We start from the raw sequence: 16,938 nt of genomic DNA, 5'->3' as shown, positions 1-16,938 counted from the left end.
AGCTTCTCCAATACTTTTCATAAACTAATTTAAACTTCCAAAATATCATTCCCACACAGCCAATAAACGTCCGTTACCCGAAAATAAGGCACATTAGCGACGTAAACTACTCGATCAGTGTACCAAGCACTATTCGGTTCTAACTTATTTCTCGAAATAACCCGACCACGACAATCGTATATTGGAATAGCTCGATCCGACGTTGCCTTGATCTTGATATCGATCGGTTGATATTCAAAAACATCGGTAGCTTTGATCCAAGCATCTTGGGCGATTTGCAAAAAGCGGACATTGTCATAAAATCCACTACCGATGACTTTGCAGTCATAGTTGTTACCCACAGTATAAATATTATGCAGCTGCGAGTCGTAAACAGCAATGGCATGTTTTTCGGAATAAGTCGTCACGTGTCCATGAACGATCGTATAGTTAGTCAACAAAGAGGCTGTTCCTTGTTGTAAGGGACTAGCTTGCTTGAGAGCATCAACGTATATCTTCTGGTCAGGCTCACTAGTTGATAAAATGATAAAATCCCACAGTTTTGAAGCCAAAGCAAACCCTTGTGGAGCTTGGACTTTGATCTTAGTACCGGCAACGCCGGTAAGTTCAGTCTGCCCCACTTGGCGATCTTGTTTGTTCATAAAATGGACAACATTCTTTATTGTGTTATTACCATTAAATGTCTTAGTTGGTTTTGAGTGAGTCGACTTAATATCCACGAGTTTACAAGTACTCCCTTCGACAAATTGAAACATTTCAATCTTTATTCAGATTCCGTTACACGATATCCTTGGGAATTTTGTAGCTAATATCAACGATCAAGCCAGTTTCCAACAATTGGCTAAAAAACTTATTTTCTCAAAAAATTTGTCTTTGAGTTTATTTTAGCATGCATCTGACATTGTGCTTCATTCAAATTTTAATATTTACTGATCAATTCCCACATAGCAAAATACAGCCTATTCATTTAGGCTGTATCAAAAATTTATTTAATATCATCAGCTAAGATCCATTCATTAGTTGAGACGCGATAATATTTTTTACCATCGATCGTTGTCGATTTATCCACAAACCACTCGGAATTTTCAGCTAAACTTCGATGACTGGAGTGCTTTCCTTTGCTGTCGTACAGTAACCGCATTTTATCGCCAGTATTGACTACTTGCTCAGCGCGTTCATATTCTAAAACATCACTAGCTTTGACCCAGCAGTCAGTTGCAACACGATAATAAGTTTCGCCATTATGCGTCATTTTTTGATCAACTAACCAGTCAGTATTTGCTTCCAAGGCAAGATCTAACTTCCGTCCTGTTTGGTCAAAAAGTTGAACCTTTTGATGATGGTGAGTCATTACTTGACCTTTGACTGCTTCAACTTTTTGAGGATCAACGATATCATTGGTTGAATCGCTAGTATCTTCATCTGTTTCTTCGATCTCTGTTTCATCTATCTCGGTTGGTGGATCTATCTCTTGATTGTTGCTGGGCATTTCTGGATTTTCCACTTCCGAATCAGGAGTTGGAGCAGGAACGACTTCCTGACCAATACTAGAATCTTCGTCAGGCTGTTCCACGACTTGTTCTAAATTATCTTCAGAATCACTATCTTCAGATGCATTACCCGTTTCCGGAGTTTCTACATTAATATCTGGTACAATTTCTGGTACGTCAGTATTCACTGAAGCATCGATCAGCGGCGTCACGATAACTTTTTGCGTCGTCTTTTCCGATAAAATAGTGAAAAGTTTAAACGATTCATCTGGATATTCATATCCTTCTGGTGCTTGGACACTTACTTTACTATCAGCACGGCCTTTGATCTCAGTTGTTGATACTATTTCCCCGTCTGGAGTTACAAACTGGACCGTATTGTTAAAAAGCTTAAACAATTTAATCTCGATTGTTTTTTCCCCATTATCCAAAACGGTAATATATCTTGGTTCAATTTCATAACCTTCAGGAATTTTGTCAGGATCGATCACAAGTTGGCCATTAATATTAAACACAGCGCTGAATCCTTGGAAACTAATACCGTCTTCACTGACAAATTTAATTTCTTTTTCCACGTGAGTGACTGCAGGAGCAGGTTTCAAATACACGTAAAAAGTCTGACCCCAGCGGTCATTTCCTGAAACGAATGTCGTTTGGCGGTTCGTATCAACTACATATCCCTTTGGAACGAATTTCTCATAATCTTTGATGGTGATCATTTCACCGGTATGCTTCAAAATCGACCGCATGGAAACGCCTTTTGCGCCCATAAATTGGATCATATCATAGCGTGTCTGTGCGGCTAATTTGATGGTAACAGTATCGGTTTTTTCCGTGATCATGATTTTTTCTTCTTGATCAATGGCCAAATCATAACCTTTAGGAAGGACTTTCTTTAAATCTAATAATTGGCCAGTTGTGGCAGTGATCTGAACTGACTTGAGATCACCAAAGTCAGTTGTATAGTGCAATGTTAGTTTGCGTTTCTTGGTAGATTCCTCTCGCAGATTTTCAGCGGCCAAGGCAATGTTTGGTGCAACTACCGAACCTAATACCATTCCACATAGTAAAGTACCAATAAGTATATTTTTCTTCATGTTCTCTCTCTTAACTAAATTTATCGCTAATTCATTCTGTATTGCTGATTTTCCGTTTGCCAGCGAGCGTATTAGACTTAAACTCGCTTTGGACCACTCCCTTCATGTTTTTTTAAAAAAGCAAGTTCCCCAACTTGCTTCTTCTGTTAAGTAAATCCCTACTAGTCAGGTGATTACATCTCACCCCACCTATACGGTTACGTTGAGTAACCGTTCCCAATTTAACGGATTCTTGCCCGTTTTCCTAGTCAAATATGACATTATGTTAAATTTATGAGGTTGCTCTATTGAACTTTTAATAAGGAATATTTTTCTGAAATTTTTCTAGGTAATACTTACTACTAATTACTTTTCAAGGTAAAAAAAAATCCCCACTTTTATATAAAGTGAGGATCCTTTTATTTAATATCAGCAGCTGAGATCCACTCGGTCGTTGATACACGATAATATTTTTGTCCATTAACATTGATAGTTCTGTCAGAACACCAAACTCAGTTTGGTGCAACTGACCTTTGTGTCAATTGATTGCCTTTTGTGTCATACAAGTGTGCGACAGCACCGTCTTTAACCGTGACGTTGGTTCCGTTAGCGGTATATTCATAAACATCGCTAGCTTTGACCCATTCGGCAGTTGAAACACGATAATAGTCTTCGCCGTTTAGCGTCATCTTCTTATCAGTAGCCCAAACGCTGTTAGCACCTAATGATCTGCTACCAGCACTATTTCCATCTGCTGAATAAAGCGGTGTAAGTTTGCCATAAGTTGAAACGGTACCTTTGTTTTCAACAACCGTACTATCTTTTTTCACAGTAACTTGTTGTTTGGTCCCATCTGGTTGCAAAACGATCGTCATCCATTTGGGATTGACCAAACTATAGCCTGCTGGGATTTGATCTTCAGTCAAGTTAGCTGTAGCTCCTGCAACTTTTCCACTGACGATCGCAGTTCCGACTTCAGTCTTAGCTTGGTCGTTATTGACGAAGGAAATCGTGTTAGTAATGGCCTTGCTGACGTTTAAGTAAACATCAGATGAACCTGAACCTAAGACGACTTTCTTGTCGCTATCTTTAACTAAGTAATAACCGTCTGGGACTTTGGATACAGAAACAGAATCACCAGCATTACCGGTGACTGTCTCAGTACCAACGCTTCCGTTGTTATAAATGTAATGGACAGTTGCTGTCACATTTCCGATTTTTTCCAATTCAACTCGGTTGATCGAGCCGTCCTTTGCCAAAGTGTAGGTTGCATCGCCTGAGGCCACTTGATAGCCTGCTGGGATCACTTTGGTCAAATCGATCTTCTGACCAACTTTATCGCCGGTGACAGTAGTTGATGATGAGCCAACTTCGACATCGCCACTAGTAAAGATCAATTGGTTTGAGATCTTGTTAGTGCTGACGTCAGTCGTTTTAGTTGCTGCATCGATGCCAGCATCTGTAGCAGCATCAACGATAGTTGATTGGAGACCAACAGTTCCAAGCACTATCCCGGAAAAAATTAAGCCTTTAACAATATAAGATTTAGTAATTTTCATATTTACCTCGCTCTTAAAATTATTCACTAATGCAATTATGAAACTAATTCAATGAAAATACATGATTATTATTTTTTCTTAAATAATTCATAATACAAAAAAAGAACAAAACTGAAAAAAGTTTGCTCTTTTTGGTTAATTTTTACATTTTAACAACGATCTTACCCTTAGCATGATGAGATTCACTGATCTCATGGGCTTTCACTATACCCTCTTCGCTAAATGGATGTACACTATCAATGACCACTTTGACGATACCACGGCTAACTAGATCGACTAGTTCAGTCAGTTGTTTGCCATTTGGATGTAGCCAAATACCATTGGCATCGATATGTTTAGCATCAGCTAGCTCTTGATCGATGCCACCAGCGATAGTTACCAAACTTCCTCCGTCTTTTAAGACCGAGTAACTCTTAGCCAAAGTTTCGCCACCGATCGTATCAAAGACGGCATCAATATCATTCAAGACTTCGCTGAAATCGTCAGTGTGGTAGTCGATAACTTGATCAGCGCCAAGACTCTTCAAAAAGTCGGCATTCTTGGCACTAGCTGTAGTGATCACTTTTGCACCAATATGCTTTAAGATCTGAATGGCAAAAATACCAACGCCACCAGCGCCGCCTTGCATCAAAACAGTTTGGCCTTTTTCAACTTTCAAGTTGTCGTAAATACCTTGCCAAGCTGTAAGTCCTGCTAATGGAATTGCAGCAGCATCTTCAAAAGAAACGTTATCTGGCAACTTTGCCAATTTATCTTCTTTAACTGCTGTATATTCAGCGTAAGTTCCACGATTAGTCAAGTCTGGTCGAGCCAAAATCTTATCTCCAGTATGGAAGTCTTGCACGGCTGAACCAGTTCTGGTGATAACACCAGCTACAGCCCAACCTAAAACGATCGGAAATTTCAACGGGATATTATCTTGTAAGTTCCCTTCGCGCAATTTCCAATCGATCGGATTGATCGAAGTAGCTTTAACTTCAACTAATACTTCATCATCCTCAATTTCTGGGATCGCAATGTTAGTCATATGTAACTTACTACGATCGCCATATTCATCGATCACTACTGCTTTCATATTCTCTCCTCTATCCATATCCATCTTTAATCTCAACTATACTTTAAGTGTTGATAATTTTTTCTAAATTATGGCACTTATTTTTAATTTGATCCTGAAAAAAGACTATAAATAAATTGTACCAAATTAAGGGGGCATTATTATGAATATTGCCGGTAAAAGACAGCCTAAAATTTTCGCTGCAGTCATTGCTGGTATACTCGGGGGTATCATGTCCGGCATCGTTAAACTAGGTTGGGAAGTCTTACTACCACCTAGAACAGTTGCCAGAAACTTGACCAACCCACCACAAGAATTACTTCAACAAATTGGAATTCCGAAAGCAATAACACACTTAACTTACACTTATTCAGGCCAACAAATGCCTTGGGTAAGCTTCATCATGCACTTTGGATTCTCAATCGTCTTTGCGATCCTCTACTGTGTCTTAGCAGAGTACTTCCCAAAGATCAAACTAGGCCAAGGAACCATTTATGGACTAGTGATCTGGATTCTTTTCCATCTATTGATCATGCCACTAATGGGAACAGTCCCAGCAGTTTGGGATCAACCATTTGAAGAACACTTCTCCGAAGCACTAGGCCACATGGTCTGGGGCTGGGCAATCGAAGTCTTCAGACGTGACTTTAGAAATCGAATAACTCACGAACCTGATCGAGAAGTCGACACAACATTTTAATTATTAGGCTAAAAAACTTGCTGACCCAGTGGTTAGCAAGCTTTTTTGTTTACGTAAGTAATATTATAGTGCATCAAAAATTATAAACAAGTTTTGTAACTTGTGAATTATTGAAAAATTTGTCTATCTTCATGAATATAAGCATTGATTGGTAGTTGCTAAAAAAAACAAATCGTGGACAAATCCTAAATTAACTGATAAATTTCAGCCAAATTATTAATCGTTAATATTTGATTGATAGCAATCAATAGTGAAGCATATTTTTATATCAAAACATTGAATACAAATCAAATAAAAATTTTACATAGAATTTACATTTATAAAAAGATGAATGTATAAGCTAAAATCACTGGATTTAATCATATTATTGAACATTAATAGTTCATTTATTAGATAAACAAATAGAACAAAGTGTCCATTCATTAAAAATCCAGTACATCATCATCACCGATTGGAGTCGTTTCCAAAGTAAAAACGTATTTGTAAATATAAATAAAGCTATAAAATACCATATTCACAATATCATAATATAAATTACATTTTTTGACTTCCGATAGGTATTCTAAATAAGTATCAAAAACCAATTCGAGGAGAATTTTATATTATGCACATGAAAAAAAGTAATACAAATCGCCCCAACACAACAATCAACAGAGGAAAAATCGCAGCAATCGCTGGATTAACACTAACTTGCGGAATGATCTTGAGTGACGTTGCCCCGGTTATGGCTGCTAGTGATGTTGAATCCGTTGAAACGAGCAATTATGCTGCTTCCACAGAAGTCAACAGACCTGCCAGGGAAGGCGCGAATCCTCAACAATCTAATTCTGGTGCTGGCAATAATGCTCATTCAGTTGGAGATGAAGGCAATGAAATTAGTGACGGATTGACTCTTTCTAACGACAAAAAGGTTCTAACAATTGATGCAAGTAAGTTCAATACATCAACATTCAAACAAAATATTATAAATAATAAAGAAACAATCACTAAAATTATTATCACCGGTAAAGGTTCCGTAAAAGGTGATATTGAATCTCTTTTTGCTGGTTTTACTTTATTAACAAAAATTGAAGGATTCCAAAATCTTAATACTTCCGAAGTCACGAAAATGGACAATCTCTTTGATGGTGACACTAATTTAACAGATGTTGATTTCACAAAGTTTGAAACTGCAAATGTTACAAGTATGAATTCCATGTTTAAAAATACAGCATTTTCATTTTTCTATCTACCTGAATTGAATACAACAAATGTTAAAGAAATGAATAACATGTTTGAAGGTACAAAGGCAGAAGTTTTCAACCTAGAAAGCTTAAATACTTCAAATGTAGAAAAAATGGCTTCAATGTTCAAGAACTCTACATTTAAATCCTATGATCTATCTAAATGGGATACAAAAAAAGTTACAGATATGAGTAACATGTTTGAAGGTACAAATGCGGAAGACTTCCATCTACAAAACTTAAATACCTCAAACGTAGAGAACATGTCTTCAATGTTCAAAAACTCTGCATTTAAATCTTATGATCTATCTAAATGGGATACAAAAAAAGTTACAGATATGAGTAACATGTTTGAAAACACAACCTCTGAGAAAATCAATTTTGGGGATATTGATTTAAGTAAAGTTACAAATATGGCATCTATGTTTTCAGGATCTAAAATTAAAGCGCTGGATTTATCCGGTATAAAAAACATTCCAAATGCTTCTACACAGGGAATGTTGAATAATGCAAAAAACATTGAGAATGTCAGAATTGCCAATGGAATGTCTTTTAAAAATATGAACTTATCTGGATTATATTACACTATCAATGATTATCAGATTTCACCATCGCCAATAGAAGCATCTAAAATAACAGATGAACCAAAAGAAGTAATAAAAGATGGAAAAAACAAGCTCATTTCAGACGCAAAAAATATACCGACAAATATCGACAATTTAACACTAGAAGCATTTGGTAAAAAAGAGGGCGACAACTATAAGCTTCATGTTAATCCTTCAAGCATACCATCTGGGATTAAATTAACCGATTCAAACCAAACTATCAATGCTCATAAAAATACGGACAAACTGGAACCTACTACTGGAACTGATCAGTTTAAGCTAAAATTCACGGATTTAGAAATTGAAAATATACCAACCAATACTAACAATGTAACTGCAACTGTATTAATTAATGGTGAACCTACTAAAGAACAGAAAGTCGGCTTTACAATTAAGAATGTGTCTGACAGTAAATATAAAGCAAAAGAACAAAAAAATTTAACGGGTAAAATTAAGTATGATGCAGAAAATAATAAATTCGTACTGTCCGATTATGGCACAATTAATTTAGAAAAAACACCATCAGATAACAGTGCAAGTGGGTCATCTTCATCAACACCATCAACCCCAAGCAAAACTCCCTCAACAAATCACAAAGTAACAGACAAGATAACAAACATCATCCACAAACTAACAACCTTATTCCATCACCGTCACATCAAACTCTACAATCGTGACTTCAAGGAATCTACTGATCGTTCACTTTCAGCAGGTAGCGACTGGTATAGTGACCAAACTATCGAACACAACGGTAAGACTTATTACCGCGTTTCAAAAAATGAATATGTTGCTGCAGAAGATATTTATTCATATAAAGACAAGAATGTAGTTGTTACCACAAAATCTGATTCAGATAAAGATCTAGTTAACTCACAAGGTAAGATATCAAATCGTCGTCTTGCTAAGGGCACTCCTTGGAAATCAGACCGTACTATCGAGATCAACGGTAAAACATACTACCGCGTTTCAACAGACGAATTCGTATCTGCTGACGATGTAGTTGTTCACTAATAATTATTTACGAGATCATGATTCTAACGAATCATGGTCTTTTTTGTATTTTAAAATGATTAATTTTATCAATATATAATTTATTTCTTTATTACAATTCATTAATATCATTCAAATATAAATACCGTTGTTTGTGAATTTATAATTTAAAATTATTGGAAAAGTTTATACACAAACTTGCAAAAGCTATATCCATACAAAATAATAAATTCACAATTATTTGAAATCATAAAAATAAAAAAATTAAAATACAACAATTTAAATTTTATTTTTGATAAAGTGGAAGTATCTTTGAATTGTGTCAAATACATAATTTGAGGGGATTTTTATAGACATGAAAAAAAAACGACTTAAAAACAAACACCACAATAAAATAGCTAAAAAGGGAAAAATTGTAGCTATTGCCGGATTAACTTTGACAGCTGGGATGTTTTTATCTGACGTAACTCCCGCGGTTGCTACTACAACTGAAACATCACCTGCCGGAAAAACAGGAAATAGAAATTCTTCGGCTGGGGCAACGATCACGGGTCAAACTGGACAAAACTCAAGTGGTCCAATAACCGGTTCTGACTCTGGTTCTGGCTCTGGTTCAAATAGTACAACAATCTCTCAAGGTAATGGAGCAACAAAACCAACTGATCCAAACGTTGAAAAGAGCGGAACTTATTGGGTTCTCTATACAACTGGAGAATTGAAATTTATCCATGATGCTACTTTAAATGATGTCAACCTGACAACTGATAATGGAATCAAAGACAAAGTAACGACTATAACTTTTGATGCAAAAATTACTTGTAATTCAAATTCGACAAACCTTTTTCAAAATTATACAAAGCTAACAACGATTAATAATCTTCAAAATTTGGATACTAGTAAAGTTACTGATTTTAGTTATTTCTTTTCTCTTGATTCAAATTTGAGAAATGTTGATTTAAGTAAAATTGATACTTCAAACGCAACTAACATGTCACATATGTTTTCCGAAACAAATATTTCTGATTGGAAAAACTTGGATTCATTAAAAACTGAAAAAGTCACAGATTTTACTAGTATGTTTGAAGATGTAAAAGCAAATGTTCTTGATTTAAGCTCAATTCGATTCAATAACAAACCACAAATTTCATCATTTCTTAATAACACCAGTTATACCGGCCTAGTGGTTTCAAAAGAAACCCCTATTCAACTGCTTAACATTACCAATAATCCATCATTAGTTTGGTTTGAGTATCAAGATCAAGATTCAACAAATGTTCATCATGTTTATACCGCTGACCAATTTTCAAAGTTAACACAAGACAAAATTCCATTTGAAAAGACATACTACACCCCTGAAAACGCGAATCAAGCAAGAGTTAGTAAAACAATAAATGTGGAGGCTACTAAAGATGGCAAATCTATTGATTCTGTGTTAGGAAAAGTCTCTGGCTTTGTTACCCAAGACGTAAATGTCTCAGACCTTCCTACATATCCTGGATATTATTTAGAATCTCCTGTTACAGCTCACATTGACAGCCACACTAATATCACTAAAATTCTTAAAGCAAACTATAAGAGCAAAATAGGTGATAAAAACATTACATTAAAGGGTGCTTTTGGTGAAAAAGCAGCCTCAATTAAAGGATTACAACTTGATCCCGACAATAAAATATCGGTCCCTCTCCCCAATGAAATCAATGGTTATAGAAAAGTAACAAAAGATTCGATTATTAAAATTCCTGTGGAAAATGACGGCAGTGTTCAAAAAACAATTAATTTGGATGCAACCAACTATCAAAAAATTCTCACCGATTTAACAGCTAAAATCGTTTTACCTGACGGAACCACCGCAAGTGCCCCCGTCAAAGATGCGATTCCAGGAGAAAGGGTCGATGTTCAATTGCCTGATGTTGATGGTTATGTCCGTAAAAAAACAGTTACAACTGGTGTGGTACTACCAGACAGATCCGTAAAACTTGATGAAGATATTTCAGCTTTATACTCGAGAACGAAAATTCCCACTAACACAAGTATTACCTATCACAGTAAGTATAATCATGATCAAATAATCAAAAATATTGATGGATATTACAATTCGATTGTAAAAATCCCTGCTGATCCAATTCCTGGTTACGACCTGGAAAAAGGAAACGAAAAAATCTCTGTAAAAATTAATCAAAAAGGAAATTTATCTATTGTTGGAGAACCAATTTACACTCCTCAAACTATTGACGATATGGTTTCAATCCCAATCCACAAAGATGGAAAAGATTCCGATTTGAATCTTCATGTTAGTGTTCCATTTGGTGAGACCACCAAAATTTATCTAGATCATCCAGATGGATATACTTTAGAAAAAAATTACCTTTATGTCGAACCCAAGGTAATTGATGGGAAAATAAAGATTGTTCCGACAGATGAAAATTCAAGAATTAATTACATAACCAAATCAGATACTAACAACAAATTAAGTGTCAATGTACTTTTAGGAACCAAAAAGGTCTCCAAAACCATTGATGCTACAGCTTCAGGTAATAAATCATCAGAAGTTCCTGTTCCAAAAATCCCAGGTTATGAAACAACGCAGCAAAATATCTCAGTAAAACTTGGTGATGACGGTAAAGTTGAATTAGCCGATCCGAATACTATCGTATCTTATTTACCAATCACTAAGGATGCAACTATTAATTTCACTCCCAAAGGAGTAACGAATTCAAAGCCAATAAATGTGCCAGTTCATGTGGCATTTGATCATCCACAAACAATTGATGTCCCAAATGTACCAGGCTATTACACTGATATTGACCATATTACAGCATCTCTAACTATTGACAGTGCAAAAGGTGAAACAATTAACTATGATAAAGAACTTAAAGACATTCAGTATAATCCAAATTTTTTAAACAATCATTCAACAATACTAAACACAAATTTGAATCAAACTGTTTCTCAATCTGTGGATAGTATTACCTTTGGCCATCCTATATCCATTGATGTACCTAAAATTAGCGGTTATCATACAGATACAAAATCCGTCCAAGTTCGGCTAACCGAAAACGGTAAAATCGTTCAAACAGACTCTAATCAAAAAATAATGTATGATCGGGATAAAGTTGACCCCAAAAATTCAATCCGCATCCATTTAGCTGATGCTGATTATAACTTTGACAATATCAACGGGACTTTAGGTTCAACCGTTACATTAAATGCACCCGTAATCCCAGGATATGACTTAGTTGATCCTAAAGCAGAAATCGAGATCCATATTGAAGATAATGGTAAACTATCCAAAAAATCCATCCCTCAATACACACCAAAGCTTTTCAAAGGTGCAGTAACTGTAAATATTACTAAAGACAAAAAATCATCCACAGTTACCATCCCTGTAAAAATGCATTACAAGGATTCTAAAATTACCGTGGATCTGCCAATAATAAACGAGTACACACCAGGCCAAGCAACTGTTGGTGTATCAGTAAATGCATTTGGTGATTTTACTCCAGACAACAAAGAGCCAATAAACTACAATTTAAATTCATACACAAACAATGTTACAATTCCCACTTCCCAATCGGATAAAACTATCAAGAATGTAACTTTACATTATGGAGAATCCAAGCTAATCGATGTACCAAGCATCGATGGTTATACACCTAACCAACAACAAGTTGCTGTTCATCTAGATGAAAATAATAAAGTTGCTCTATTAAATCCAGATCCAAATGCAAAAATAATCTATTCCCCTATAAAGAATCCAGAAAGCAAAATCAAACTGACCTTGAAATTTGGAGATAAAACACAAGATTACACAATTTATAGACCTCTTGAATTCAACAATCCAGTTGAAATCGAAGTTCCTCAATTCAATGGTTACACGACTAAAACTAAGTCAGTATTTGTAAGCTTAGGCGAAAAGGGCGCTGTGAAGTATTCCGGCTCAACAACCATTGAATATACTCCAATCCCAACTCCAGCTCCTTCGGCATCTTCTGAAGATAGCGGAAGTAACATCCATCAAAATAACCACAAAAAACCATCAATCATCACCCAGATCAAAAACACAGTCCGCAACATCATCCATCGAGTAACCACCCTATTCCATCACCACGAACACGGTATCAAGCTTTACAATGCTGACTTCCAAGTCGAAGCAACTCGCTCACTTTCAGCCGGCAGTGATTGGTATAGCGATCAAGAAGTAGTTCACGACGGAAAAACTTACTATCGTGTTTCCAAAAATGAATACGTTGCTGCCGAAGACATTTACGCTTATGAAAACAAGAATGTCACTGTAATAATCAAAGCTGATTCCAACAAACCACTAGTAAATTCCCAAGGAAAAATTTCCAACCGCATGCTGGCCAAAAATACAGCTTGGCATTCAGACAGAACCATCCAAATCAATGGAAAAACATACTATAGAGTTTCAACCGATGAATTCGTCACCGCTGACGATGTAATCGTAAAATAGTCCAACACAATCATGATCCTTCGGGGTCATGATTTTTTTGCTCTTGAATTGAAAATTTAAACATTTAAACATAAAAAAACAACCTCAGAATTACCTGAGATTGTACATGATTAATAAAACACTTGATCCGCTCTCGCCCAAGCATCCGTAGACACTTGATAATAAGCAACTCCAAACTGATCAAATCCGATTGAGGTTATCTTCCAACGTGTATTATTTGGTAGCGTATAATTCCATAGTTCACCATTTGATTTATACAACGGCTCACCTGCAATTGCTCTGAATGAAACTGGATATGTATTGTGTTTCGATGTGATAGGATCTGAAATCTTTAGATTTGTATTTGCATGCGGACGTATGTAGCGTTCACTTACCCATTCACTAATGGATACTCGGTAATACATTGATGCACTTTGCGTATCGATAATAAACTTATCAGTGTACCAATCCGATCCTGGAGCAAGTGATCGGTTAGACTTTCCATTCGCTGTATCCAGTAATGGGGCATATTGTTTCCCCTCTTCATGAGTTGCTGACACCGTTCCAACCAAGTTTGATGGTTCAGTATAGGAATTTGGTTTGCTGGCTGTAATTGGTGTTTTTACTTTTACGGTTTTCCATACAATTTGTTTGCCGTTGTAAAGCACACGAATTCCGGCATAGTATGTTCGATCCATATCCGCAGAACTCGGACGATGATCTGCAAGTTCAAAGGTTATACCTTGCAATTGATCAGCTTTTTCAAAACCGGATTTCAGTAAATACTTTTTTACAATAGGTATCTTACTAAAATCGGAATATGAATGTACGCCCATAACTGCTGACATTGTTGGACGACTGAAACTAGCATCGGTTACATCAATAGTGTTATTGGTTATGTAATTATCAATCAAATCATCGACTGCACTTTGAACTGACTCAGGAACATCATTATACGACTTTACTATAGTAGCAGTATCTTGGTCAGTCGTTGCTGCTTGTGTCGGACTTGTAAACGACAATCCTAATGTCACTAAAAATGTGGCACCTATTAGAATTATTTTTGATCTCTTCATTGTAATCCCCCCGTATTCTTTAACATCATTGTACCTTCTGCAGTTGAGACAATCTATATTATCAAGTTAATTTAATTAAGCGGAAAAGAAGAGGTGAAAAAAGATCAATGGAAAATGACAGATTTTCCATTGATCTTATAAAATGCTATATTTGTCACTCATTCACAATTTTTGTAACTTCTGGAATGGTATTGATTGTTCCATGGTTAGCTCCCTCAATAACATTCACATTATGGTTATATACCAATTGTCCGCACTGTCCACTTTTAAATGGAGATATTTCCATCATTTTCTACGTGGCTTGAAAAAGTACCAGCAATTCAAATTCCTTTTCCTACAAACAAATCAATATTTCCTATAGGTGACCGAAAATTTTTAAGTTCAATACTTCATTAACATTTTTTCGGAAAAAGCCATCCCATTGTACGGTGTTGTACAGGTCAAAATATTGCTGATAAAGTTTGGTTTAAATGTATATAAGTATCGTGCAATTGCATTTTTCACACTATAGCCACCCTAGCCCAGGCATTAGTGGATACTTGACAATAAGTGACACCATATTGATCGAATCCTATAGAAGTTACCTTCCATTCAGAGTTGTTGGGTAATGTATAATCCCATAACTCACCATTGGATTTATACAACGGTTGACCAGAAATCCTTCTATAACTGACAGTAAACTTCCTGTCTCTGGGATTAGAGATGACGTCGGAAATTTTAATATTAGTATTAGATTTTGGCTTTATATAATACTCATTTACCCATTCGCTTGTTGATACTCGGTAATATAATGATCCGTATCGCTTATTGATCATAAATTTATCCGTGTACCAATCACTATTTGGAGCTAGTGCTCGATTAGATTTTTTATTCTCAGTATCTAACAATGGAGCATAAGATTGACCTTCTTTATGCGTTGCTGTAATTTGACCAGTCAAATCTATTGGGTCCATATATAAATTATTGGGATTATTAAATTCGTACTGGCTTTTAATATGTATTATCTTAGAACCAATATCTTTTCCATTATAATCTGCCCCCAGGATGATCCAGTTTGTAATATCTCCATCATTCTGATCTGGCCTATGACTTCCATATAAAAATCGTACGTTATTCAATTTATTTGATTGAGAAAAACCAGGCTTCAAAAAATATCTTTTTACCAATGGCAATTTGCTAAATTCATTAAACGAATAAAGAGTTTTCTCCGTTGTCGACACTGTAGGATAACTAAAACTAGCATCAGTAACATCCACTGTATCATTGGTCATATAGTTATCAAACAAATCATCCACAGCATTTTGAACTGACTCAGGCACATCAGAATTAGACTGTGTGGTAGTAACAGTATCTTGGTCAGTCGTTTCTGCTTGTGTCGGACTTGTAAACGACAATCCTAATGTCACTAAAAATGTGGCACCTAATAGAATCATTTTTGATCTCTTCATTGTAATCCCCCCGTATTCTTTAACATCATTGTATCCTCTGTAGTACTGACAATCTATCCGAATATTTCTAACCTTTCTAATAGAATTATCTTACTCAAAAAAGAATCTACCTTATACAAAATAAAGTAGATTTTGATGTTTTACGAATTCAATTGCTGTAAAAACTATAAATGAGCCAATTTAATACGATAAACCCCAGGATTAATACCCAATTATTTTAGAGCGTGATTCATTCTAATCCAAGCATCTGTAGATACCTCACCATATATTGATCCATATTGGTCAAATCCAATCGCAGTGACTTTCCACTTAGATCCATCCGGTAGAGTATAATCCCAAAGTTCTCCGTTAGATTTGTACAATGGTTGACCCGAAACTCTTCTATCTGTAACTTGATAGATCTTATTTCCAGAATTAGAAATCAAATCAGATATTTTGAGACTTGTATTAGCATGTGGCTTAATGTAACGCTCATTTACCCATTCACTAGTTGATACTCGATAAAATAGATCTCCCCAATTCTTATCCACCATAAATTTATCAGTATACCAATCACTCTTTGGAGCTAGTGAACGATTCGACTCTTTATTGACAGTGTCTATTAAAGGTGCATATTGCTTACCCTCTTGATTTGTTGCGGTAACTTGGCCAACTAGGTCTGTTGGATTAGAATAAAAACTAGTTGGTTCTTCAGAACTAGACAAGTATTTAATTTCTACTCTTTTAGAACCAATAAGATTACCATCGTAATATGCATAAACTTGTGTCCAATAGGTATAATCAAAGTCCCCATTATCATCAGAATGGTGCACATAATATGAGAATTTAACGTTATTTAACTGTTCCTCTGTAGAAAAGCCAGACTTCAAAAGATACTTCTTGATCAATGGGATTTTACTGAATTCGTTAAAATTATAATGAGTTCCTTCGGTTGTCTCTTCAGTAGGGTGACTAATACTAGCATCGTCAATATCAATAGTCTCGTCAGTTAGGTAGTTATCAAACAAATCATCCACAGCATTTTGAACTGATTCAGGCACATCAGAATTAGACTGTGTGGTAGTAGTAACATCCCGGTTACTTGCTGTAGCTTGTGTGGGTGTAGTGAACGACATCCCTAATGTCACTAAAAATGTGGCACCGAATAGAATTATTTTTGATTTCTTCATGTAATCCCCCGTAATTTTTAACAAATATCTTTATCATCATTGTACCTTCTACTGTTTGAACAATCCATATTATCAAGTTAATTTAATTAAACTGAAAA

10 protein-coding genes are annotated in these 16,938 nt (G+C 35.7%); 3 read left to right on the top strand and 7 right to left on the bottom strand.

The window, feature by feature from the left end; all coding sequences use genetic code 11:
- Positions 1-29: 29 nt before the first annotated feature.
- From EKM78_RS01605 to EKM78_RS01590, 4 genes are all read right to left on the bottom strand, one after another.
- Positions 30-755: a hypothetical protein gene (locus tag EKM78_RS01605; protein ID WP_164507145.1), complete on the bottom strand. Its 726-nt coding sequence runs from the start codon at positions 753-755 to the stop codon at positions 30-32.
- Between the two features lie 230 nt (positions 756-985).
- Entirely contained in the window at positions 986-2,587 is a 1,602-nt protein-coding gene (locus EKM78_RS01600) for an SLAP domain-containing protein (RefSeq protein WP_125768392.1), read from the bottom strand.
- 491 nt (positions 2,588-3,078) lie between these two features.
- Positions 3,079-4,125 (bottom strand): SLAP domain-containing protein, encoded by a 1,047-nt coding sequence (locus EKM78_RS01595; protein ID WP_125768389.1) that lies wholly within the window; start codon positions 4,123-4,125, stop codon positions 3,079-3,081.
- 142 nt (positions 4,126-4,267) lie between these two features.
- Positions 4,268-5,200 (bottom strand): NADP-dependent oxidoreductase, encoded by a 933-nt coding sequence (locus EKM78_RS01590; RefSeq protein ID WP_125768386.1) that lies wholly within the window; start codon positions 5,198-5,200, stop codon positions 4,268-4,270.
- 142 nt (positions 5,201-5,342) lie between these two features.
- On the opposite strand from EKM78_RS01590, the gene EKM78_RS01585 reads away from it, so the two are divergent.
- The 3 genes from EKM78_RS01585 (at position 5,343) to EKM78_RS01575 (ending at position 13,168) form a co-directional block, all read left to right on the top strand.
- Positions 5,343-5,879: a YagU family protein gene (locus EKM78_RS01585; protein WP_125768383.1), complete on the top strand. Its 537-nt coding sequence runs from the start codon at positions 5,343-5,345 to the stop codon at positions 5,877-5,879.
- A gap of 604 nt (positions 5,880-6,483) precedes the next feature.
- On the top strand, positions 6,484-8,718 hold the full coding sequence (locus EKM78_RS01580) for a BspA family leucine-rich repeat surface protein (protein WP_125768380.1): 2,235 nt from the start codon (positions 6,484-6,486) through the stop codon (positions 8,716-8,718).
- Positions 8,719-9,052: 334 nt separating this feature from the next.
- On the top strand, positions 9,053-13,168 hold the full coding sequence (locus tag EKM78_RS01575; protein WP_125768378.1) for a BspA family leucine-rich repeat surface protein: 4,116 nt from the start codon (positions 9,053-9,055) through the stop codon (positions 13,166-13,168).
- Between the two features lie 110 nt (positions 13,169-13,278).
- Here the strand turns inward: EKM78_RS01575 and EKM78_RS01570 are convergent, their stop codons facing one another.
- The 3 genes from EKM78_RS01570 to EKM78_RS01555 all read right to left on the bottom strand — a co-directional run bounded on the left by EKM78_RS01570 (position 13,279) and on the right by EKM78_RS01555 (position 16,840).
- Positions 13,279-14,223: a hypothetical protein gene (locus EKM78_RS01570; RefSeq protein ID WP_125768375.1), complete on the bottom strand. Its 945-nt coding sequence runs from the start codon at positions 14,221-14,223 to the stop codon at positions 13,279-13,281.
- A 500-nt stretch (positions 14,224-14,723) separates the two neighbouring features.
- Positions 14,724-15,671 carry a hypothetical protein gene (locus EKM78_RS01565; protein ID WP_164507144.1) on the bottom strand — a complete coding sequence of 316 codons (948 nt, stop codon included), beginning with the start codon at positions 15,669-15,671 and terminating at the stop codon, positions 14,724-14,726.
- A gap of 212 nt (positions 15,672-15,883) precedes the next feature.
- Complete coding sequence (locus EKM78_RS01555) at positions 15,884-16,840, bottom strand: hypothetical protein (protein ID WP_125768366.1); 957 nt, start codon at positions 16,838-16,840, stop codon at positions 15,884-15,886.
- Positions 16,841-16,938: the final 98 nt, after the last annotated feature.

Origin of the sequence: Companilactobacillus furfuricola, assembly GCF_003946325.1 — a bacterium.
Lineage (GTDB): Bacteria > Bacillota > Bacilli > Lactobacillales > Lactobacillaceae > Companilactobacillus > Companilactobacillus furfuricola.
This window is presented reverse-complemented; position numbering and strand designations above follow the sequence as displayed.